The 21,403-nt window shown below is 69.8% G+C and carries 20 protein-coding genes and 2 pseudogenes; 14 read left to right on the forward strand and 8 right to left on the reverse strand.

All coding sequences use genetic code 11. The features are described from left to right. Positions 1-9: 9 nt before the first annotated feature. A complete protein-coding gene (locus RGU41_RS17025; RefSeq protein WP_322136918.1) occupies positions 10-2,322 on the reverse strand; it encodes a carbon starvation CstA family protein in 2,313 nt (770 codons plus the stop codon). A 210-nt stretch (positions 2,323-2,532) separates the two neighbouring features. Between RGU41_RS17025 and RGU41_RS17030 the strand changes: the two genes are divergently transcribed. After that, on the forward strand, positions 2,533-3,918 hold the full coding sequence (locus RGU41_RS17030) for a glycine--tRNA ligase (protein WP_322136919.1): 1,386 nt from the start codon (positions 2,533-2,535) through the stop codon (positions 3,916-3,918). Between the two features lie 103 nt (positions 3,919-4,021). On the opposite strand, the gene RGU41_RS17035 is transcribed toward RGU41_RS17030, so the two are convergent. Further along, positions 4,022-5,161: a glutamyl-tRNA reductase gene (locus tag RGU41_RS17035; RefSeq protein WP_322137383.1), complete on the reverse strand. Its 1,140-nt coding sequence runs from the start codon at positions 5,159-5,161 to the stop codon at positions 4,022-4,024. Continuing rightward, positions 5,059-5,373: a hypothetical protein gene (locus tag RGU41_RS17040; RefSeq protein WP_322137384.1), complete on the reverse strand. Its 315-nt coding sequence runs from the start codon at positions 5,371-5,373 to the stop codon at positions 5,059-5,061. The genes RGU41_RS17035 and RGU41_RS17040 overlap by 103 nt, the downstream gene beginning before the upstream one ends. A gap of 83 nt (positions 5,374-5,456) precedes the next feature. Between RGU41_RS17040 and hemE the strand changes: the two genes are divergently transcribed. The 13 genes and pseudogenes from hemE to RGU41_RS17105 all read left to right on the forward strand — a co-directional run bounded on the left by hemE (position 5,457) and on the right by RGU41_RS17105 (position 16,041). Beyond that, complete coding sequence (gene hemE / locus RGU41_RS17045) at positions 5,457-6,653, forward strand: uroporphyrinogen decarboxylase (protein ID WP_134560692.1); 1,197 nt, start codon at positions 5,457-5,459, stop codon at positions 6,651-6,653. 38 nt (positions 6,654-6,691) lie between these two features. Beyond that, positions 6,692-7,843, forward strand: a complete 1,152-nt coding sequence (locus tag RGU41_RS17050) for a protoporphyrinogen/coproporphyrinogen oxidase (RefSeq protein WP_322136920.1) — start codon at positions 6,692-6,694, stop codon at positions 7,841-7,843. After that, on the forward strand, positions 7,753-8,241 hold the full coding sequence (locus tag RGU41_RS17055) for an FAD-dependent oxidoreductase (RefSeq protein WP_322136921.1): 489 nt from the start codon (positions 7,753-7,755) through the stop codon (positions 8,239-8,241). Before RGU41_RS17050 ends, RGU41_RS17055 begins: the two co-directional genes overlap by 91 nt. Before the next feature lie 95 nt (positions 8,242-8,336). Further along, positions 8,337-8,732, forward strand: a complete 396-nt coding sequence (locus RGU41_RS17060) for a YtxH domain-containing protein (protein WP_134449205.1) — start codon at positions 8,337-8,339, stop codon at positions 8,730-8,732. Further along, on the forward strand, positions 8,729-9,187 hold the full coding sequence (locus tag RGU41_RS17065) for a phage holin family protein (protein ID WP_322136922.1): 459 nt from the start codon (positions 8,729-8,731) through the stop codon (positions 9,185-9,187). Before RGU41_RS17060 ends, RGU41_RS17065 begins: the two co-directional genes overlap by 4 nt. Beyond that, positions 9,177-9,470, forward strand: coding sequence for a DUF3618 domain-containing protein (locus RGU41_RS17070; protein WP_134449203.1), 294 nt, complete (start codon positions 9,177-9,179; stop codon positions 9,468-9,470). The genes RGU41_RS17065 and RGU41_RS17070 overlap by 11 nt, the downstream gene beginning before the upstream one ends. Positions 9,471-9,549: 79 nt before the next feature. Then, complete coding sequence (gene hemQ, locus RGU41_RS17075) at positions 9,550-10,314, forward strand: hydrogen peroxide-dependent heme synthase (protein WP_134449202.1); 765 nt, start codon at positions 9,550-9,552, stop codon at positions 10,312-10,314. Further along, positions 10,314-11,432, forward strand: coding sequence for a ferrochelatase (locus tag RGU41_RS17080; RefSeq protein WP_134449201.1), 1,119 nt, complete (start codon positions 10,314-10,316; stop codon positions 11,430-11,432). Before hemQ ends, RGU41_RS17080 begins: the two co-directional genes overlap by 1 nt. Then, positions 11,429-12,381 (forward strand): annotated as a pseudogene (gene hemC / locus RGU41_RS17085) (hydroxymethylbilane synthase). Before RGU41_RS17080 ends, hemC begins: the two are co-directional and overlap by 4 nt. A gap of 3 nt (positions 12,382-12,384) precedes the next feature. Further along, complete coding sequence (locus tag RGU41_RS17090; protein WP_134449199.1) at positions 12,385-13,176, forward strand: uroporphyrinogen-III synthase; 792 nt, start codon at positions 12,385-12,387, stop codon at positions 13,174-13,176. A 129-nt stretch (positions 13,177-13,305) separates the two neighbouring features. Continuing rightward, positions 13,306-14,289, forward strand: coding sequence for a porphobilinogen synthase (gene hemB / locus RGU41_RS17095; RefSeq protein WP_416172980.1), 984 nt, complete (start codon positions 13,306-13,308; stop codon positions 14,287-14,289). Beyond that, a pseudogene (gene hemL / locus RGU41_RS17100) lies at positions 14,289-15,619 on the forward strand (glutamate-1-semialdehyde 2,1-aminomutase). The gene hemB and the pseudogene hemL overlap by 1 nt, the downstream one beginning before the upstream one ends. 191 nt (positions 15,620-15,810) lie before the next feature. Next, complete coding sequence (locus RGU41_RS17105) at positions 15,811-16,041, forward strand: hypothetical protein (protein ID WP_322136924.1); 231 nt, start codon at positions 15,811-15,813, stop codon at positions 16,039-16,041. Positions 16,042-16,072: 31 nt separating this feature from the next. Here RGU41_RS17105 and RGU41_RS17110 read toward each other — a convergent pair whose 3' ends face one another. The 5 genes from RGU41_RS17110 to RGU41_RS17130 all read right to left on the reverse strand — a co-directional run bounded on the left by RGU41_RS17110 (position 16,073) and on the right by RGU41_RS17130 (position 21,354). Beyond that, positions 16,073-16,612, reverse strand: coding sequence for a hypothetical protein (locus RGU41_RS17110; protein ID WP_322136925.1), 540 nt, complete (start codon positions 16,610-16,612; stop codon positions 16,073-16,075). A gap of 454 nt (positions 16,613-17,066) precedes the next feature. Beyond that, on the reverse strand, positions 17,067-18,668 hold the full coding sequence (gene glmS, locus RGU41_RS17115) for a glutamine--fructose-6-phosphate transaminase (isomerizing) (RefSeq protein ID WP_322136926.1): 1,602 nt from the start codon (positions 18,666-18,668) through the stop codon (positions 17,067-17,069). Beyond that, on the reverse strand, positions 18,602-18,850 hold the full coding sequence (locus RGU41_RS17120; RefSeq protein WP_322136927.1) for a hypothetical protein: 249 nt from the start codon (positions 18,848-18,850) through the stop codon (positions 18,602-18,604). Before RGU41_RS17120 ends, glmS begins: the two co-directional genes overlap by 67 nt. Further along, positions 18,850-19,908 (reverse strand): NAD-dependent epimerase/dehydratase family protein, encoded by a 1,059-nt coding sequence (locus RGU41_RS17125; protein WP_134562096.1) that lies wholly within the window; start codon positions 19,906-19,908, stop codon positions 18,850-18,852. The genes RGU41_RS17120 and RGU41_RS17125 overlap by 1 nt, the downstream gene beginning before the upstream one ends. 84 nt (positions 19,909-19,992) lie before the next feature. Then, positions 19,993-21,354 (reverse strand): nucleotide sugar dehydrogenase, encoded by a 1,362-nt coding sequence (locus tag RGU41_RS17130; RefSeq protein WP_134449194.1) that lies wholly within the window; start codon positions 21,352-21,354, stop codon positions 19,993-19,995. Positions 21,355-21,403 lie beyond the last annotated feature (49 nt).

Below are 21,403 nucleotides of genomic sequence, written 5' to 3' on the forward strand. Positions count from 1 at the left end.
ACCGGACCGTCACCGGCCAGGGGTGCCCGCGCCGGCGTTCCGCGCCGTCCTGGCGTTCTTCTCGGCGGCAGCCTGGGCTTCCCAGCGGCCCTGCAGCTCCTTTTCGGCCGGGGTCGGCAGGAAGCCGGAGGGCGCGAACATCTGCGACGGGAGCGCAGGGTCCTCGTTGGTGCCGAAATCGCGGCTCTTCCAGGACTTCCAGGTCGCAACGACCGAGGAGACGATCACGATGATCGCGAGGGTGACGAAGAGGATCGACAGGAGACCCTGCACCATCGTGTTCCGTACCACGGCCTCCATGGCCGCGACGCTCGGCGCCGTTCCGAACGAGGTCTTCCCCGCCGCGAGGGCGTCGGAGAATGCCTTGTTCTGGGCGAAGTAACCGACCGCGGGGACGGTTGAGAAGATCTTCAGCATCGAGGCGTAGATCGTGATGATCGCGGCGAACGCGAGGGGCACGGCGACGATCCAGATGTACTTGAATTTGCCCTGCTTCGCGACGATCGCCATGCACACCGCGAGTGCGATTGCGGCGAGCAGCTGGTTCGCGATCCCGAAGAGCGGGAACAGGGTGTTGATGCCGCCGAGCGGGTCCGTGACGCCCATGATCAGCACGGCGCCCCAGAGGAGAACCATGATGCCCGTGGTGAGCCAGGCCCCCGTGCGCCAGGAGGTGTTCTTGAACTTCGGGAAGAAGTTGCCGAGGCTGTCCTGGAGCATGAAGCGCGCGACGCGGGTCCCCGCATCCACGGCGGTGAGGATGAACAGCGCCTCGAACAGAATCGCGAAGTGGTACCAGAACGCCATCATGCCTGAGCCTCCTGCGACCTGCTGCATGATGTGCGCGAGCCCGACCGAGAGCGTCGGGGCGCCGCCGGAGCGGGAGACGATCGTGGCCTCTCCGACGTCCTTCGCCGTCTGGGTGAGCATGTCGGGGGTGAGGTTGACCCCGGTGAGCCCGAGGCTGTTCACGAACGCGACAGCGCCTTCTACGGTGCCCCCGGTGAGGGCCGCCGAGGAGTTCATCGCGAAGTAGATGCCGCGGTCGATCGAGACGGCGGCGACGAGGGCCATGATCGCGACGAAGCTCTCCATGAGCATGCCGCCATAACCGATGAAGCGGGTCTGGCGTTCCTTCTCGATGAGCTTCGGGGTCGTGCCGGAGGCGATCAGGGCGTGGAAGCCGGAAAGGGCGCCGCAGGCGATCGTGACGAAGAGGAACGGGAAGAGCGACCCGCTCACGACCGGTCCGCCGTTGGCGACGAACTCGCTGAATGCCGGGACCGTGATCTCCGGGCGCACGATGATGATCGCGATCGCGAGCATCCCGATCGTTCCGATCTTCATGAAGGTCGAGAGGTAGTCGCGCGGGGCGAGCAGCAGCCAGACCGGGAGGATCGCTGCGACGAAGCCGTAGATGATGATGCCGATCGCGAGCGGGACCGGGTCGACGTGGAAGAACGATGCTCCCCACGCCGTGTTCGAGATGGCGCCGCCGCCGATGATGGCGGCCAGGAGCAGCACGAACCCGATGATCGACACCTCGCTGACCTTGCCCGGGCGGAAGAAGCGCAGGTAGCAGCCCATGAAGAGCGCGATCGGGATGGTCATGCCGACCGAGAAGACGCCCCAGGGGCTCGCCGCGAGGGCGTTGACCACGACGAGGGCGAGGATCGCGACGATGATGACCATGATCGCCATCGTGGCGATCAGGGCGGCGGTGCCGCCGATCTTGCCGAGCTCGTCGCGGGCCATCTGGCCGAGCGAACGTCCGCCTCGGCGCATCGAGTAGAACAGCACGATGTAGATCCTGCACCGCACCGGCGAGACACGACGCCGGCGATCAGCCAGAGCGTGCCGGGCAGGTAGCCCATCCTGCGCGGCGAGCACCGGGCCGACGAGCGGGCCTGCCCCGGCGATCGCGGCGAAGTGGTGGCCGAACAGCACCCGGCGGTCCGTCGCCGCGAAGTCCTTGCCGTCCGCCTTGTACTCTGCGGGGGTCGCCCTGCGGTCATCGGGCTTCAGCAGGTGCTTCTGGATGTAGTTCGAGTAGAAGCGGTAGCCGATCAGGTAGGTGCACACCGCGGCGAAGACGAACCAGATGGCGTTCACGGTCTCGCCGCGGACAACCGCGAGCATGACCCAGCTCAGTCCGCCGAGGAGGGAGATGCCGGCCCAGAGTGCGATCTTGGCCGGGGTCCAGCGTCGCTCCTGGGCGTCGTGCTCGGTCTGGTCGAGTGCGACAGGGAGCAGGGACGGATCGCGATCGAGCGGACCGGCCCCCGTGAAAGCGTCGTGCGGCGTGCGGGGCCTGGTGCCCATGATCTCTCCTTTGAGGGTGGTGCAGATGGTGCTGAGGTGCGGTTCACGACCGTGCCGAATCCAAGCTGAGAAAAAGCTGAATTCGCGATGATTCCTTAGCAAGGCTAACAGCCAGAGGGGCGCACCGGGACGAGAGCCTAAAATGGGTACGCCTGACCGGGATTTTCCGCACGGCACGCCCCACATCCACCCTCGACCATTGGAGCCACCGTGGCCGCACCCTCCCGCCTCGATTCCGTCATCGCCCTCGCCCGCCACCGCGGGTTCGTCTTCCAGGCGGGTGAAATCTACGGCGGATCCCGGTCCGCGTGGGACTACGGGCCCCTCGGCGTCGAGCTCAAGGAGAACATCAAGAAGCAGTGGTGGCGCTTCATGGTCACGAGCCGCGACGACGTCGTCGGGCTCGACTCCTCGGTGATCCTGCCCAGGAAGGTGTGGGAGGCATCCGGTCACGTCGAGGTCTTCAGCGACCCCCTCGTCGAGTGCACGAGCTGTCACAAGCGTTTCCGCGCCGACCACCTCGAGGAGGAGTTCGAGGAGAAGAAGGGGCGCCCCGCAGAGGGCGGCCTCGACGGCATCCCCTGCCCGAACTGCGGCAACCGGCACATCTGGACGGAGCCGCGCGCCTTCTCCGGCCTGCTCAAGACCTATCTCGGTCCCGTCGACGACGAGGCGGGCATGCACTACCTGCGTCCAGAGACCGCGCAGGGCATCTTCGTGAACTTCGCCAACGTGCTCCAGGCTGCCAGGATGAAGCCCCCGTTCGGCATCGGCCAGATCGGCAAGAGCTTCCGCAACGAGATCACACCGGGCAACTTCATCTTCCGCACCCGCGAGTTCGAGCAGATGGAGATGGAATTCTTCGTCGAGCCCGGCACAGATGAGACCTGGCACGAGTACTGGCTCGAGCAGCGCATGAGCTGGTACACCGGCCTCGGCATCGAGCCGGAGAACCTGCGCTTCTTCGAACACCCGGCCGAGAAGCTCTCGCACTACTCCAAGCGCACCGTCGACATCGAGTACCGCTTCGGGTTCAGCGGGAGTGAGTTCGGCGAGCTCGAAGGCGTGGCGAACCGCACGGACTTCGACCTCAAGACGCACGCTGCGGCATCGGGCAAGGATCTCTCGTACTTCGACCAGACCAAGAACGAGCGCTGGGTGCCCTACGTGATCGAGCCGGCGGCCGGGCTCACCCGCTCGCTGATGGCGTTCCTCGTCGACGCGTACCACGAGGAGGAAGTGCCGAACGCGAAGGGCGGCGTCGACAAGCGCACCGTGCTCAAGCTCCACCCGCGCCTCGCGCCGATCAAGGCCGCCGTGCTTCCGCTGTCCCGCAACGAGGCGCTCTCGCCGATGGCGCGCTCCCTCGCTTCCCGCTTGCGCGAGTCGTGGAACGTCGACTTCGACGACGCCGGCGCGATCGGGCGCCGCTACCGCCGCCAGGACGAGATCGGCACCCCGTATTGCATCACGGTCGACTTCGACTCTCTCGAAGACCAGGCCGTCACCGTGCGCGACCGCGACACCATGCAGCAGGAGCGGGTGCCGCTCGACAAGCTCGACGCCTACCTCGCCGAGCGCCTCCGCGGAGCCTGACCCGAGCGCGGGCTTTTCGCCGCTGCGCGTGTGGTCCGCCACCCGCGCAGCGGCGCAGCTCCCGCGCTCGCCGAAGAGACGCCGAGACGCCGCGCGCGAGCGCTCAGGAGGCCCGGTGCGCCGATCCGGGGAACGGATCCAGGGGCGGAGCGGACTCGGCCACGGAGCCGGCGCCGGACTCGACCCGGATGCCGAAGAGGGCGTCGAGGCCGCCGGTGAACGCGGCCTGCTCACCGGCCCTCGCGAGTTCGCGTGAGCGCACCATCGGCGTGTGCAGCAGGACGCTCGCGAGATGCCGCAACGCCCGCTCGGTCTGTTCGGTATCGTCGCCGTGCGCGCGCGCCCGTTCGATCTCTGAATCGAGCAGGTCGAAGACGTGGCTGCGCAACGCGACGACCGCTGGGGTGAGGCTCTGCTCTTCCGCGACCGCAGAGAACTTGCGTGCGGCGCGGTCGACGAGCAGGCGGGCCTCGCTCGTCGCATTGAGCTCTTCGAGCGGGGCGTGGATGCGGATGGTCTCGAGGTCGAGCAGCTCGACTCCCGGGACCTCGGTGACGTCAGGAGCGACGTTGCGCGGCAGGCCGAGGTCGATGATGAGCCGTCGGCCGGCCGGAGCGACCGGCTGTGCTCCGGCGTCGACATCCGCGGTTGCTGCCGCGCCCTCCCGGAGCAGTGCGGCCGTGACGACGTGGTGTTCGACGGTCGTGCAGGTCAGGATCAGGTCGGCACGATCGGCTTCGACGGCGAATCCCGACTCGGTGATCGCGGTGATGCCATGCGAGCCCGCGAACTTGACGGCGCGCCCGGTGGGCGAGTAGACCCGCACGTCGGAGACGCCGAGGTCGCGGAGCGCTGCGAGGGCGGCGCCGGCGTAACGGCCGGTTCCGACGAGCAGCACGCGGGTGCTCGCCCAGTTCACGATGCGGGTCTCGGCGAGCTGCAGGGCGAGGCGCACGAGTGACCGCCCGGCCGCGCCGATTCCGGTGCGGTTCTTGATGCCGCGGGAGGTCTGCGACGCGCGCTGGAACAGCCGCTCGAGTTCGGGGGTGGTCGTGCCGCGCTCGCGGGCCTGCTCGAGGGAGCGGCGCACCTGGCCTGCGATCTCGCCCTCGCCGACGACGACGGATTCCAGGCCGCTCGTCACCGCGAACAGGTGCTCGGCGACGCCGTTGCCGTGCACGAAGTCGAGGGTCTCGCGGAGGACCTCAGCGGTGACGCCGGTGCCGGCGCTGACGCCCGCGATCGCGGCCTGTACGGCCTCGAGGGGGAGGCGCCGTCGGGTTCGTCGAGGTCGAGGTAGGCCTCGAAGCGGTTGCAGGTTGCGACGATGACCGCTCCGGACAGGCTCGGGTATCGCTCGATGATGCCGCCTGCCGTGCCGGGCGCGCCGACGGACAGCTTCTCGAGTACATCGAAACTCGAGTTCTTGTGGTTCGCGGACAGGCAGATCAGCACTCGGTGAGTCTACTTTGTCCATCTGGGCGTGGATCATCTGCGGAAAGCGCTTGGCTCCTGAAAGTTTGACAGAATTGACACAAATGAACCTCGACGCTCAACACCCCCTCGCCTCCGGACTCACCGCCGATTCCCGCCTCATCCGCGCATACCAGGGCACCCGCCCGGAGGCCACCCCCGTGTGGTTCATGCGCCAGGCCGGGCGTTCCCTTCCCGAGTACCGGTCGCTGCGGGTCGGCACCCGGATGCTCGATGCGTGCCTCGACCCGGAAATGGCCAGTGAGATCACCCTCCAGCCCGTGCTCCGGCACCAGGTGGACGCGGGAATCCTGTTCAGCGACATCGTGATCCCGCTCAAGCTCGTCGGTGTCGACGTCGAGATCGTCGCCGGGATGGGGCCGGTGCTCGGCAAGGCCGTCCGCACCGCCCGCGACGTCGCCGAGCTCGTCTCCCTCGACCCCGCCGTGCTCGAGACCACCCTCGACCCGATCCGGAAGGCCGTCGCCCGAACGGTCGCCCAGCTCGGCGGGACCCCGCTGATCGGGTTCGCCGGGGCGCCGTTCACCCTTGCGGCCTACCTCGTCGAGGGCGGCCCGTCCAAGGACCACATCCACGCGCGCACCCTGATGCACGCCGACCCTGCGGCCTGGGCCTCCCTGATGGACTGGACCGCAGAGGTGACCGGCCGCTTCCTGCGCGCCCAGGTGCTCGCAGGAGCGAGCGCTGCACAGCTCTTCGATTCCTGGGCCGGTGCGCTCTCCCTGGCCGACTACAGCCGGTTCGTCGCCCCGGCGTCGGCTGCTGCGATCGCCCACGTGCGCGATCTCAGCTATGCCGAGACCGCGCCCGGTGCGGACGCACCGATCCGGCGCAACGTCCCCGTCGTGCACTTCGGCGTCGGCACCGGCGAACTTCTCCACGAGATGCACGCCGTCGGCGCGGACGTCGTCGGCGTCGACTACCGGGTGCCGCTCGACGAGGCCAATCGCCGACTCGGCGGGAACGTCCCCCTGCAGGGCAACCTCGACCCCGCGCTCCTCGCCGCGCCGTGGCCCGTCCTCGAGGCGCACGTCCTCGACGTGCTCGAGCGCGGGCGCACCGCTCCTGCCCACGTGCTCAACCTCGGCCACGGCGTCCCGCCGCTGACCGACCCGACCGTGCTCACCCGCCTCGTCGCATTCGTGCACGAGGTCACTGCCGGCGCTCACGGGGAGACCGGAGCACCCGGGGCATCCGCCACCGCACCGAGCGAGCCGGCGTCCACGCCGGCCGCGTCCTGAGCCGGCGAGCGATGAGCGAAGCGCCGCGGGGCGGGCGGATGAGCGGCGTGCGTGACGTCGTCGTCGTCGGCGGAGGGGTGGCCGGCCTCTCGGCTGCCCGCGAGTGCGCCAGGGTCGGGCTGAGCGTCACCGTGCTCGAGGCTGGACGCGACCTCGGCGGCGCGCTCGCGAGCCACGAGGTCGCCGGGCTCACCCTCGACAGCGGGGCGGAGAGCTTCGCGGTGCGCCGCAACGCCGTGGCCGAATTCATCGAAGGACTCGGTCTCGCCGACCGGGTCGTGCAGCCGAACGCCGCCGGCGCGTGGCTCTGCCTGCCATCCGATCGTCCTGGCGGACCCGCGGTGAGCGTTCCGATGCCCCGGGCTGGCGTCCTCGGCATCCCCGGCTCCCCGCTCGCAGAGGACGTGCGCCGCGTGATCGGCTGGCCGGGAGCCCTGCGAGCCTGGCTCGACCGCCTCATGCCCGTGCTCACGATCGGCAGGGAGCACAGCCTCGGCGAACTCGTCCGCAAGCGGATGGGCCGCCGCGTCCTCGAACGCCTCGTCGAGCCGGTCACCGCGGGCGTCTACACCTCCTCAGCAGACGATCTCGAAGTCGACGTCGTCGCTCCCGGCCTCAACGCCGCCCTCACCGTGACCGGGTCGCTGTCCGGCGCCGTGCTCTCCCTCCGCAGCGCCGCTCCCGCCGGCTCCGCGGTCTCCGGGCTTCGCGGCGGCATGGCCGGCCTCGTGACCGCGCTCCGCGCCGAACTCGACCGCTTCGACGTCGAGGTGTTCACGGAGGCCGCCGTCACCAGCATCCGCCCCGTCACGGCCGGACCCTGGCAGGTCACGATCGCGCCCCGGCCGGAAGCCTCCGAAGAGTCCGATGCCCCCGAAAGCCCCGAGAGCCCCGATACCCCCGAAGCTACCGCCGCGCCAGGGGGCGCGAATCCGGCGACCTGCCAGAGACCCTGCCGGAGACCCTGTCGGCGCGGTTCGTCATCCTCGCGACGCCCGGCGCCCAGGCCCTCGCCCTCATCGCGCCGCTCGGACCTCAGCAGAAGGCGCTCGGCGCCCTGCACTGGCCGAAACCGACCCCGATCGAACTCGCCACCCTCGTGCTCGCCGCCCCTGAGCTCGACGCGCATCCGCGCGGCACCGGGGCCCTCGTCGCCGCCGGCGCACCCGGCATCACCGCAAAGGCACTGACCCACGTCACCGCGAAATGGGACTGGGTCGCCGAGACCGCGGGTCCCGGCGTGCACGTGCTCCGGTTGTCCTACGGCCGCGCGGGGCAGAAGAGCCCGAGCGCCCGCCTCACCGACGACGAACTCCTCTCCCTCGCCCTCGCGGATGCCTCCGCCATCCTCGGTACCTCGCTCTCCGCGGACCAGGTGCTCGGCTTCGACCGCACCCGGTGGGGCGACGCCCTCTCGCCGGCGACCGTCGGCGCCCGCGACCGCGTCGACCAGGTGCGTCGGGCCGTCGCGGCCCTCGAAGGGCTCGAGGTCACCGGGGCCTGGCTCTCCGGAACCGGGCTCGCCTCCGTCATCCCCGATGCCCTCGCGACCGCCGGCCGGACCCGTCGCGATGCGCTGGTTCTCTGAGCCGTTCTCCCCAGTAGTCCGGCAGTTTGCCCTCCACCGTTTCCGCAGGCGGGATACTCTGAGACGTACGTGAACGACGAAGAATGGAGTGACAGATGCGGGGAAAGCTTCTTTTTATCACCGGTGGACTCGTCGGTTACGTCCTGGGCTCCCGTGCCGGACGTAAGCGCTACGACCAGATCGTGGCCTCTGCCGAGAGCCTCTGGAACGCCGACCCCGTGCAGCGCCGCGTGACCGAAGTCCGCGACTTCGCCCTCGAGCGGGTCGGCGACGTGCCTGCCGCGCTCATCAACGCCGGCAAGAAGCTCGTCGGAACCCTCACGGACAAGACCGCGAAGGCCACGGATGCCGCGGGCCCAGGCCCCCGGTACGGCACGTCCTGGCCCACGAAACGCCCGGCAGCGTCAGCGCCGTCGGCCACCCCGACGGCGACCCCAGACCACGGCACCCCCGACCCGGGCGCGCCCACATCGGAAGCACCCTCACTGTGACCGGATCGCCGGCCGCGACCGGAACCCAGACCGACAGCGCCCGCGCAGCAGGGTTCGGCCCGCGCCCGCGCAAGACCCTGATCACCCTCGTCTCCGAGCTGCCCGGGCAGATCGCCGCGCTCATCCACGCCGAGATCGAGGCCTTCAAATCCGAGATGGCGGGCAAGGCGAAGAACATCGGCGTCGGCATCGGCCTCTTCGTCGTGGCCGGCGTGTTCGCATTCCTCGCGGTCATCGTCTTCGTCGCGCTCGCCGTGATCGCCCTCGCGCTCGTGCTGCCGCTCTGGCTCGCGACGCTCATCGTCGCGGTCGCCCTGCTCCTCATTGCCGCGATCCTCGTGCTGATCGGCGTCAACCGGGTGAAGGCCGGTACGCGCGCCGACCCGGACGGCCTCGCGGCAAGCATCCGCCGGGACGCAGACGCGATCAAGGGAGTCGGAGACTATGAGCACTGAACAGGACAAAACGACCGGTGCTGCAGCGACTCCGTCGAAGTCCACGCACGCGTTGCGCGCCGAGGCGACAGCCGCGCGCGCCCAGCTCGCGCTGACCCTCGACGCTATCGAGTACAAGCTCAACGTCCCGAAGCGGATGCGTGACCAGGAACGCCTCGCCCGGCGCCGCCTGCACAAGCTCGGCGAGGAGAACCCCACGGCACTGCTCGGGGTCGCCCTCGGCAGCGCCCTCGCGGTCGGAGCCGCGGTCTGGTTCGCGCTCAGGGCCGTCCTCGACGACTGAGGCCGGCCGGACGGGCGTGCCCAGCCGGGCGCCAGCTGAGTCTTTTGGCTCTGGTCACAAAAAAGTAGAGACTGTACTCATGACTCAGCCGGCTGCCGGAGAGGCAGTAACCTCTTCCCACCCCGCCCCCGACGCCGACACCCTCACCGGTGACGCAACGGGTGCGGCATCGCCCCAGGGCTTCACCCTTTTCGCGGTGCTTCGCAAGGACCCGACGAACCCGGACGACCTCGACGGCCGCGACGTACCGCACGCGGTCCTCGAGCTCGACGACATCGTCGAACTCGTCGAGGCGGAGGGCGTCACCGTCCGCGGCTTCTACGACGTGTCCGGCCTCCGCGCCGATGCCGACCTGATGATCTGGACCCACGCACCCGAGGCGGAGACCCTGCAGTGGGCGAACCGGGAGCTGCGCCGTAGCCGGCTCCTCAAGAGCCTGCTGCCGACCTGGAACGCGATGGGCGTGCACCGCGACGCCGAATTCAACAAGAGCCACGTGCCCGGCTTCCTCCGCGGCGTCGAACCGAAGGCCTGGCTGACCGTCTACCCGTTCGTCCGCAGCTACGAGTGGTACCTGCTCCCCGAGGCCGAGCGCAGCGCCATGCTCGCTGACCACGGCCGCAAGGGTGCCGCCTTCCGCGGTGCGATCGCGAACACCGTCTCCGCCTTCGCCCTCGGCGACTACGAATGGCTCCTCCCGATCGAGAGCGACGAGCTCACCGAGCTCGTCGACCTCATGCGCGAGCTCCGCAACACCGAGGCCCGCCGCCACGTGCGCGAAGAGGTCCCGTTCTACACCGGGCGCCGCATCTCCACCGCGGAACTCGTCGAGGTGCTCCAGTAGTGAGCGCGTACGACGCCATCCTCCTGGCCGGCTTCGGGGGACCCGAGGGACAGGCCGACGTGATCCCCTTCCTCCGCAACGTCACGGGCGGCCGCGGCATCCCGGAGGAACGCCTCGAAGAGGTCGCGACGCACTACCGCCACTTCGGCGGCATCAGCCCGATCAACGCCCAGAACCGCGTGCTCCGCGCCGCACTCGAAGCAGAACTCGACCGCCGCGGCATCGACATCCCCGTGCTCTGGGGCAACCGCAACTGGGACCCCTACCTCCGCGACGTCGTCGCCGAGGCGCACGCCAACGGCCAGGACCGCCTGCTCGCGATCGTCACAAGCGCATACAGTTCGTACTCCGGCTGCCGCCAGTACCGTGAAGACCTCGCGGCGGCGCTCGAGGTCACGGGCCTGACCGGCGTGGTGCACATCGACAAGGTTCGCCAGTTCTTCGACCACCCCGGCTTCGTCACCCCCTTCATCGCCGGCGTGAGCAAGGGCCTCGCGGATGTCGCCGCCCAGATCCCGGGCATCGACCTCGCCACCGAGGTGGAGGTCCTGTTCTCGACGCACTCGATCCCGTCGACGGACGCCGCGAAGAGCGGACCCGCCGAGCGCGGCTTCGGTGAGGGCGGCGCATACGAGGCCCAGCACCTCGCCGTCGCGCACACGGTGATGACTGCTGTCGCCGCAGCGGATGCCGCGGCGAGCGAGACCCCGTGGCAGCTCGTCTTCCAGTCCCGGAGCGGGCCGCCGAGCATGCCATGGCTCGAGCCAGACATCAACGACGCCATCCGGCTGCTCCCGGCCAGGGGCATCCGTGCCGTCGTGATCGTGCCGCTCGGTTTCGTGAGCGACCACATGGAGGTCATGTGGGACCTCGACAACGAGGCGACGGAGACCGCGCACGAGCAGGGACTGTTCTCGGTGCGCGTACCCACGCCCGGGGTCGACCCTGCATACGTGAGCGGGCTGATCGACCTCGTGGTCGAGCGCCTCGAGGACACGCCGGCAGCCGAACGCCCCGCGATGACCCCGCTCGGACCCTGGTACGACGTCTGCCGGCCGGGCTGCTGCGAGAACGTGCGCCTCGGCTTCAAGCCAGCCCTCGCCGGGATCGCGCCGTGAGCACGATCAGGATCGGCACCCGGGGAGCGCCCTCGCCCTCGCCCAGACCCAGGCGGTCGCCAACCGGATCGCAGCAGCAGCGGGCACCGAGGTCGAGCTCGTCGTGATCACGACCCACGGCGACACCTCGAAGGAACCCCTGTCCGGCCTCGGCGGGACGGGCGTGTTCGCGAGCGCCCTCCGCGAGTCCCTGCTGAACGGCGACTGCGACGCGATCGTGCACTCCTTCAAGGACCTGCCGACCGCGCTGTACCCCGGCCTCGTCGTCGGCGCAACGCCGCGCCGCGCCGACGCCCGCGACGTGCTCTGCGCCCGGGACGGACTGACCCTCGAGACCCTTCCGGAGGGCGCCAGGGTCGGCACCGGCTCCCCGCGCCGGGTCGCCCAGCTTCTGAAGGCCCGGCCGGACCTGCACGTCGTCGACATCCGCGGCAACGTGGACACCCGGCTCGGCAGGGTCGCCGCAGGCGACCTCGACGCCGTTGTGCTCGCCGCGGCCGGCCTCAGCAGGCTCGGCCTCCTGAGCGCGGTCGAGGGCGAGTACCTCGAGCTCTCCGACTGGCCGACCGCGCCCGGCCAGGGTTCCCTCGCGATCGAGGTGCGGGAGGGCAGGCTTGATCGCCCGCTCGGAACCGCGCTCGCCGCGATCAACCATGCGACGAGCCAGGCCACCACGACCGCGGAGCGTCTCGTGCTCGCGCGACTCGAGGCCGGCTGCGCGGCCCCGATCGGCGCGATGGCGGCGATCGACGACGGCCTGTTGTTCCTGACTGCCACGGTGTACAGTCCTGATGGTGCCCGAAGTATCGTGAGTTCGCACGCCGCGACGCCCGATTCACATTCCGTCACCCACCTGGTCGAGGCCGCCCAGGACGTCTCCGAGCGTGTGGCCCGTGATCTGATCCAAGGCGGGGCTGCCGATTTTGCCCCCATGAAGGTGACTTCTTAAGAAATGACCTGGCGCTACAAGACCCTCTCCAATCCCACCAAGCCGCTTGCCGGTTGGCGGGTCCTCGTCCCGCGCGGCGGCCCGTGGGGTGACCACGTCGCCGCGGACCTCCGCTCCCGCGGTGCGCAGCCGATCGTGGCCCCGATGATCAACTTCGCCGCGACCGACAACGCCCCCGCGCTCGACGCGGCGCTCGCACGCCTCGCGGACGGTGACTTCGACTGGATGACGATCACGAGCGCGACGACCGTCGATGTGCTCTCCTCGCACCGCGCCGTCGTGGCTCCCGGCACCCGGATCGCCGCCGTCGGCGAGACCACCGCGGCGGCTCTCATCGCCGCCGGCTATCGCGTCGATCTCGTCCCCGCCGAGGACAACTCCGCCCGTGGCCTGCTCGCCGAGTGGGAAGCCGCCACCCAGGGTGTCGTGCCCCTGCGCATCCTCACCCTGCGCTCCGAGATCGCCAAGCCCCTGCTCACCGAGGGTCTGCGCCGGATCGGCCACGAGGTCGAGTCCGTCGTCGCCTATCGCACGATCGGCGTTCCCGTGGACCCGCGGGTCGTTGCGGATGTCGCGGCCGGCAAGGTGCAAGCGCTCCTGGTCACCTCGGGGAGCGTCGCAGAACAGGTGCAGGAGCAGTTCGGACCTGTCCCCGAGACGACCCTCGTCGCCTGCATCGGTCCGCGCACCGCCAAGGACGCCGCGGCCCTCGGACTCCGCGTCGACCTCGTTGCGGAAGCCCCCAGCGCCGAGGCGCTCATCGAGGCCCTCTCGCACTTCGCCGAACTCCGCTAGCGCCTCAACCTTCCCGCCCTCCCGCGAAAGCGGGTGAATCGTCGGTTTGGGCGCGCGTGAACGACGATTCACCCGCTTTCGCGGCGGCTCGAGTGGTGTCTCGTCTGGCGTGGGTAGGGTGGATGGGTGATTACTCCAGTTATTCGGCCTCGACGGATGCGTTCGAGTTCCTCGCTCCGCCGGCTCGCCCGTGAGACCCGCATCCACCCCGCCGAACTCGTGTTGCCGATGTTCGTCCGCGAAGGGCGGGAGTCGGTGGACATCACCTCCATGCCCGGCGTGGTGCAGCACTCGATCGACAGTGCGCGCCGGGCCGCAGCCGAGGCCGCCGCAGCAGGTATCGGCGGCGTGATGCTCTTCGGAGTGCCGGATGTGCGCGACGCCATCGGCTCCGGCGCGACCGACCCGCTCGGGATCCTCAATGTCGCGACCCGGGCCATCGCAGACGAGGTCGGCGACGCGCTCGTCGTGCAGACCGACCTGTGCCTCGACGAATTCACCGACCACGGCCACTGCGGGGTGCTCGCGCTCGACGGCAGTGTCGACAACGACGCGACCCTCGAGCGGTACAACGAGATGGCACTGATCCAGGCGGCCTCCGGTTCCCGGTTGCTCGGGCTCAGCGGCATGATGGACGGCCAGGTCGCCTCCGTTCGCGAGGCCCTCGACGGTTCGGGATTCCAGGACACCACCGTCCTCGCATATTCGGCGAAGTACGCCTCCGCGTTCTACGGCCCCTTCCGCGAGGCCGTGCAGTCGACGCTCACGGGCGACCGGCGCAGCTACCAGCTCGACCCGGCCAACCGCAGGGAGGGCGTGCGCGAGGCCCTGCTCGACATCGAACAGGGCGCGGACGTCGTGATGGTCAAGCCGGCAGGCAGCTACCTCGATGTACTCGCAGACGTCGCGGCCGTGAGTGATGTCCCGGTCTGGGCATACCAGGTGTCCGGTGAGTACGCGATGATCGAGGCGGCCGCCGCCCAGGGCTGGATCGACCGCCGCCGTTCGATCGAGGAATCGGTGCTCAGCATCCGCCGGGCAGGCGCAGACGCCGTGCTCACATACTGGGCCGTCGAACTCGCCGTCTGGCTTACCGAAGGAAACCGCCCGTGATGACCCGCAACGACGAGCTGTTCGCCCGCGCCCAGCGCGCCATCCCCGGCGGCGTGAACTCGCCGGTCCGGGCCTTCCGCTCGGTCGGCGGCACCCCGCTGTTCCTCGTGAAGGCCTCAGGAGCCCACGTCACCGACTCAGACGGCCGCGACTACGTCGACCTCGTCAGCTCCTGGGGGCCCGCGATCCTCGGCCACGCGCACCCCGAGGTCGTCCACGCGGTCCAGGCCGCTGCAGCACTCGGCTTGTCGTTCGGTGCGTCCACTCCGGGCGAGACCGAACTCGCCGAGCTGATCGAGGGCCGCGTCTCGGCCGTCGACAAGCTTCGCCTCGTCTCGACGGGCACGGAGGCGACGATGACCGCCATTCGCCTCGCCCGCGGCTTCACCGGTCGCGAGCTCCTGATCAAGTTCGCCGGCCACTACCACGGCCACTCCGACGGACTCCTGGCCCAGGCCGGCTCCGGGCTCGCGACCCTCGCCCTGCCCGGTTCCGCCGGTGTGACCGCTGCGACTGCGGCGCAGACCCTCGTGCTCCCGTACAACGACCTCGAGGCCGTGCGCGCCGCGTTCGAAGCCCACCCGGGGAGGATCGCCGCCGTCATCACCGAGGCCGCCGCCGCGAACATGGGCGTGGTCGCGCCAGACCCTGGCTTCAACGCAGCCCTGACCGAGCTCGCGCACTCCTACGGTGCGCTGCTCATCATCGACGAGGTGCTCACCGGCTTCCGGGTCGGGCCGGCCGGGTACTGGGGCCTCGACAACGCGGGAGAGACCCCCGCGAAGCCGTACAGCCCCGACCTCTTCACGTTCGGCAAGGTCATCGGTGGCGGCCTGCCCGTCGCGGCCCTCGGCGGACGTGCCGACGTCATGGACTACCTCGCCCCCGCAGGCCCGGTCTACCAGGCCGGAACCCTGTCCGGGAACCCGGTCGCCGTCGCAGCGGGCATCGCGACCCTGCGCGCCCTCGACGACACCGTCTATCCGCGGCTCGATGCGACCGCGCTGCTGCTCTCGAACGCGGTCTCCGCCGCCTTCTCAGCAGAGGGTGTCGCGCACAGCGTGCAGCGGGCGGGCAACCTGTTCAGCTTCGCGTTCGGGGCGGATGCCGCAGCGCACCCCCACGGGACTACGCCGCCGTGCAGCGCCAGGAGGCCTTCCGGTACGGCCCGTTCTTCCACGCGATGCTCGACGCCGGGGTGTCACTGCCGCCGTCGGTGTTCGAGGCCTGGTTCGTCTCTGCGGCCCACGACGAGCAGGCGATCGAGTGGATTCTCGACGCGTTGCCCGCGGCGGCGAAGGCGGCAGCGGCGGCCGTCGTGCCCGACTGACGGAGCGCACAGTTCCGCGTTACTGCATTGTGAGGTTTCGACAGCGGGAATACCGGCCGAACGGGGCAGACTAGGCCTATGGCTTCCTTGCGCGTTCATCCCGATCGGCTCGAGGTACACCTGACGAAGGCCGAGAAGACGCTCGCCTTCCGCCGCGAGGACATCGTCGTCGCACGGACAACATCCGCTCGGTGACGATCACGGACGACCCGTGGATCTGGATCCGCGGGATCCGCGCCCCCGGCCTCGAGGTTCCACTCGTGCTCGCGGTCGGCACCTGGAAGTTCCACGGGGGCAAGGACTTCCTCGCGATCAAACGCCGCCGCCAGGCCGTCGTGATCGACCTCATCGACGAGGACTTCTCGCGCGTGATCCTCACCACCAACCACGCTCCAGACCTGATCGCCTCGCTCAAGCTGTAGCCGGTCGCGGTCGCGGGTCGCGGGTCGCGTGCTACGGGCGCACTCCGCTCGTGGTGACGATCTTCGTCCAGGGCCCCGGCGGGACGTCGGCCGCCTCGACGAACTGCCAGTCGACCGTGTCGTTCTCCCCGTTGATGTCGCTGAATCGCAGGCAGCCGTTCAGGGCCGGGGAGACGTCCATGCCCGCTCCGTTGAACTTCTTGTTGGCCGGCCGGGCATCGTCCGCACCGAACACGTATGCGGCATCGTGGTACTGGCCGGGCCCGGCGTCCTCGATCTGGCCGTAACAGGTCTGGCCGTTCGAGCGGATGCGGACCCACCTGTTCTTCATCAGGCTCACGGTGTCATCGCCCGCCGAGCCCGCGTACGCAGACTGGCCGGCCCACGGCACGACCTTCTCGCGGGTCGCGAACGCCTGGGCGTCGTTGAGGTCGTCGAACGGGAGATCGAGGTAGAACGGGTTCTCCTTCGGAGCCAGCTGGGTCGGGAAGTAGTCGTTGGCCGCCGTCCGCACCTCGGTCTGGCAGTCGTCCGCCGTGCGGACGCCGTCGCAACCGCCATAGCTCGCCATCCACCCCGAGTCATACGTCGAATAGACCTGGCTGCCGTCCGCGGCGTTCGGGTCGAAGATCTCGCCGACCCAGAACGTCGTCGAGACGATCCCGGTGTGCCAGGGGTACGCCCCGACCGTGGGAGCCGTCGGGGCCGCGCTCGCGGACGGCGCGGGGGAGCTGTGCTCTGGCCGGGTCGCGGAGCGGTCGACACCACGATCGTCAGCACGGCCAGAACCGTCAGGCCGATCGCGAGGAGACTGATCAGGAGTGCGCGCCGGCGAGGGGTCCCGCCCGCTGGCTCATCGTCTTCCGGCATTCGCCCTCCTCCAGCGCACAGAACGTCCACATCGGGTCGCCAGCCGATGGCGTTGAGATGCTACCCGGCCTCTCGCGCGCTCACGGATCATCTTCACCACCTTCCCAGCGGACCGTCGGCCGGCTCGCACCGGCCGCCGGCCGCCACCGCCCCGCTCAGTCGACGGTGACCGACTTGGCGAGGTTGCGGGGCTTGTCCGCGTCGAAGCCGAGCTCGACGGCGAGGCCGAGTGCGAGCATCTGCAGCGGAACGACGGCCGCGAGCGGCCCGCACGGTGCTCCGAGCGACAACGGGACTTCGACGCTGCTGCCCGGCCGGCCGATCGTGATGATGCGCCCACCGCGCGCGCGCACCTCGGCGATATTCCCGGCCAGCCGGGGATCGTCGTCGTCGATCACGACGACAGGGGTGCCCTCCTCGACGAGCGCGAGCGGACCGTGCTTGAGTTCGCCGGCCGGGTAGGCCTCCGCCCAGCGGTACGTGATCTCCTTGAGCTTGAGTGCGCCCTCCGCGGCGTATGCGACGCCGGCGCCCCGCCCGAGGAACAGGAACCCCTTGGCGCCCCGCACCTCCTCGACGAGGGGAGGAAGCAGCGCCCGCGCGGCGGCTGCGGCCTCCGCGAGTTGTTCCGGAATCAGGTACAGGTCGTTGACGAGCCGGTGGGCCCTGGCCACATCCATCCTGCCGCTCGCGACGAGCGACGAGATCACGAGCCCGGTGCCGACGATGACCTGGCAGACGAACGTCTTCGTCGCGGCGACACCGATTTCCGGCCCGGCCGCGCAGCTCACGACGGCGTCGACCTTGCGACCGAGCGTCGAGTGCACGTTGTTGACGAGGGCAAGCACCGGGGAACCCTCCGGTCCCTCCTCGAGGGCCCGGAGCACGTCCGCGGTCTCGCCAGACTGGCTGATCATCACCGTGAGCGTTCCCGGTTCGACGACGGAGCCCGCCGCTTCGCTCGCGACGACGGAGGAGTGGCCGAGCCCGCCGAGCCGGCTGAGTGCGGAACCGATGACCTCTCCTGCGTTGAGGGAGGTCCCGCACGCGACCACCCGCATCCGGTCGAACCGGGGCAGGCCGAGGTCGTTCCAGAGCTCGCCGGTCGCGATCCGGCCGCCGACCTCGTCGAGCAGGCGGGCGGCGGCCTCCGGCTGCTCCCGGATCTCGGCGGCCATGTGGTCGTCGGCCTCGACGGTCAGCGAGAACTGCGGCCGCGGCGGCCGCGGGATGGCCGGGGGAACCGGGGCCGGGATCCCGGAGTTGGTCCAGACCAGGTCGTTCGTGACCTCGACGACGTCGCCGTCCGCGAGGATGTGGAATTCGTCGACCCAGTCGCCGATCGCAGAGATGTCGCTCGCGAGGAAGATCCCCGCCGAGGAACGGGCAGCGAGCAACGGCGAGCGGTGTGCGGCGGCGACCATGCGCCCTGTCCGTGCGTCGAGGACGACGAGGGCCCACGAGCCGGTCAGCTGGGCGACCGCGGCGCTCACCGCTCCGAGCAGGTCGTCGGAGTCGAGCAGGCGGTCCTCGACGAGGTGGCAGATGACCTCACTGTCGACCTCGGAGGAGAACCGGTGCCCGGCATGCACGAGCTCGGCGCGCAGCCGGTCCGCGTTGTCGAGGATGCCGTTGTGAACGACGCTCAGGCGGCCCTCGCAGTCCTGGTGAGGGTGCGCGTTCTGAACGCTCACGCCGCCGTGGGTGGCCCAGCGGGTGTGGCCGATGCCGGTGCCTGCGAGCAGGGGCCGCCCCACTCCTCGACAAGCCCGGTGAGGGAGTCGACGCGCGAGATCGTGCGGAACACGGCCGTCGTGCCGTCTTCAGCGGACACGGCGATGCCCGCAGAGTCGTAGCCGCGGTACTCGAGGCGTTTGAGTCCCGCGACGAGATAGCCGGGCGCAGGTTCGATGGCGCGACAGGCGATGATCCCGCACATCAGAGCAGCCCGGGGATCTGGCTGCCGGCGGCGACGAGGCCGGGGGCGTGCGGATGCAGCGGCGAACCCGCGAGGGCCATGGCCTCGTTGGCGTTTCCGCCGCCCGCCGCGGCGCCGGCCACGTTCCGGATCACGTCGTCGAGCGGGGTACTCGGTTCGAAGTCGACGAGCTTCCGAGCGAGGCCGTTGTTGGGGACCCGGCGACGCATGTCCTCGTAGCCGGGGGCGTAAGCCTGCTCGTAGGGAATCAGGCTGATGTCGCTCGTCGAGCCGAGGACGTCGATCACGCGCTCGGCGAGGCCGAGGATCGAGATCTCCTGGGCGCCGCCCATGTTGACGGCCAGGCCGTACGCGGCCGGAGTCTCGGCGAGCCGGACGAGGGCGGGCACGATGTCGCCGACGTAGGAGAAGCAGCGGGTCTGTCGTCCGTCGCCGAAGACCGTGAGTGGCTCCCCTCGCTGCGCCTGGCCGACGAGATTGGGAAAGACCATGCCGTAACGCCCGGTCTGCCGCGGCCCGACCGTGTTGAACAGGCGCACGATGGCAACCGAGAGTCCGAACTCACTCCAGTATGCGTGCGCGAACGCCTCATCGATCCCCTTCGCGGCGGCGTAGGTCCACCGGGACTTGAGGGCGGAGCCGAGGATGCGGTCGGACTCCTCGTCGAGGCTGTCGGCGGTGTTCTTCCCGTAGACCTCGCTCGTCGACGCGAGCAACAGGGTCGCCCCCGCGGCGACGCACGCGTCGAGGACGTTCTCGGTGCCGTGGATGTTGGTGCGCAGGCTCGTCAGGGGCTCCTCGACGATGAGCTTGACGCCGACGGCCGCGGCGAGGTGGAAGACCCGGTCACGCCCGGAGATGAGGTCGGTGACGAGTGCCCTGTCGAGGATGCTGCCCTGGACGAACCGCAACCGCGGGTTGTCACTGACCCTGGCGAGGTTGCGGAGCGAACCCGTCGAGAGGTTGTCGAGCACGATGACGTCGTCACCCTGCTCCAGCAGGTATTCGGTGAGGTGGCTGCCGATGAAGCCGGCGCCGCCGGTGATCAATGATTTCACGGTGGTTCTCCGATCGAAGGGGTGGGCAGGGCAACGGATGCCGGGGGCCGAGCGGCCCCCGGCATCCGCCCGGGAAAGAAGGGGTCAGAGCTGCACGCGGCGGGGCAGGTCGGTGCGACGGTAGGTCGTGTCGAGCACGAGGACCTCCGGGGACAGCCATTCCCAGTCGACGTTGTCGTGGTCGGTGTGCAGGACCACGAGGTCGGCGCCGAATGCGTCCGGGTCGACCGTCGCGGTGAGCTCCCTGCCGTTCCTGAGCCGGACGGACCCGAAGAACGGGTCGTGGAACCCGACGTCCGCGCCCTGGTCGGCCAGCATGCTGAGGATATCCAGCGCAGGCGACTCACGGAGGTCGGCGACGTTGGGCTTGTAGGAGACTCCGACAACGAGCACGCGTGCGCCGCGGAGAGGCTTGCCCTGGTCGGCGAGGGTTTCGCGCACCCGCTCGAGGACCCGGCGCGGGCGGCCGGCGATCTCGCTCATCGCGTGTTCGATGACCGGCGCGTCGACGTGAGCCTTGCGGAGCTGCCAGAGCAGGTAGTGCGGGTCGCACGGGATGCAGTGCCCGCCGACGCCGGCGCCGGGGAAGAAGGGCATGAACCCGTAGGGCTTGGTCGCTGCGGCGTTGATGACCTCGATGACCGACAGCCCGAGGGCGAGGCACGCCTCGGCGAATTCGTTCGCGAGGGCGATGTTCACCGCCCGGAAGGTGTTCTCGAGGAGCTTGCTCATCTCGGCGACCTCGAGGGAGCTGACACCGTGGATGTTGCGGGCATAGCGGCCGAGGAGGGCGGCTCCCGCGGCCTGGCAGGCCGGGGTCGCGCCGCCGACCACCCGCGGCACGTCCTCGTGGGCGTAGCGGTCGTTGCCGGGGTCGATGCGTTCCGGGCTGAAGGACACGAAGATGTCCTTGCCTGCGGTCAGGCCGCGAACGAGCAGCGGGGTGACGAGGAGGTCCCTGGTGCAGCCGGGGTACGTCGTGGAAGTGAGCATCAGGAGCTGGCCGGGAACGGCGGCGTCGACGACCATCGTGCACGCGCTCGCGAGGATCTCGAGGTCGGGCGTGAGGTGTTCGTCGATCGGCGTGGGGACGCAGATGATGACCGCTGCCGCGTCGCCGAGGAGGTAGGTGTCACCCGTGATCTGGAAGTCGTCGCCCGACATCGCCGTCTCGAGGCGCTCCCGGTCTGACTCGAGGAGGTCGGCTTCACCGCTGCGGATCACGGCGAGCCGGCGTTCGCTCACGTCGACGCCGAGTACGCGGAGACCGGCGGCGTGCAGGGACAGCGCCGTCGGCAGCCCGACGTATCCGAGGCCCACGATGGCGACGTCGAAGTCGAACTGGGTGCGGGGGATGACCGGGATGAGCAGGGCGTCCGCGTTCGTGCGCTGGCGGCCCTGGTGCGTGAGCGGCAGGGAAGAGTCGTCGACGATTTCGATTGACATTCCAGGTCCTTTGTTCGGGTAAGTCTGTGTGGTTAGGTGCGGTTCGGTG

This window comes from Cryobacterium sp. 10C3 (assembly GCF_034314285.1).
Lineage (GTDB): Bacteria > Actinomycetota > Actinomycetes > Actinomycetales > Microbacteriaceae > Cryobacterium > Cryobacterium glucosi.

What these genes read in the sequence shown, in the direction of transcription:
- RGU41_RS17025 (WP_322136918.1), bottom strand. Translation starts at nt 2,322, where the DNA reads ATGGGCACCAGGCCCCGCACGCCGCACGACGCTTTCACGGGGGCCGGT.
- hemE (WP_134560692.1), top strand. Translation starts at nt 5,457, where the DNA reads ATGAACCTCGACGCTCAACACCCCCTCGCCTCCGGACTCACCGCCGAT.
- RGU41_RS17050 (WP_322136920.1), top strand. Translation starts at nt 6,692, where the DNA reads ATGAGCGGCGTGCGTGACGTCGTCGTCGTCGGCGGAGGGGTGGCCGGC.
- RGU41_RS17060 (WP_134449205.1), top strand. Translation starts at nt 8,337, where the DNA reads ATGCGGGGAAAGCTTCTTTTTATCACCGGTGGACTCGTCGGTTACGTC.
- RGU41_RS17070 (WP_134449203.1), top strand. Translation starts at nt 9,177, where the DNA reads ATGAGCACTGAACAGGACAAAACGACCGGTGCTGCAGCGACTCCGTCG.
- hemQ (WP_134449202.1), top strand. Translation starts at nt 9,550, where the DNA reads ATGACTCAGCCGGCTGCCGGAGAGGCAGTAACCTCTTCCCACCCCGCC.
- RGU41_RS17090 (WP_134449199.1), top strand. Translation starts at nt 12,385, where the DNA reads ATGACCTGGCGCTACAAGACCCTCTCCAATCCCACCAAGCCGCTTGCC.
- RGU41_RS17110 (WP_322136925.1), bottom strand. Translation starts at nt 16,612, where the DNA reads ATGGCGAGCTATGGCGGTTGCGACGGCGTCCGCACGGCGGACGACTGC.
- RGU41_RS17120 (WP_322136927.1), bottom strand. Translation starts at nt 18,850, where the DNA reads ATGTGCGGGATCATCGCCTGTCGCGCCATCGAACCTGCGCCCGGCTAT.
- RGU41_RS17130 (WP_134449194.1), bottom strand. Translation starts at nt 21,354, where the DNA reads ATGTCAATCGAAATCGTCGACGACTCTTCCCTGCCGCTCACGCACCAG.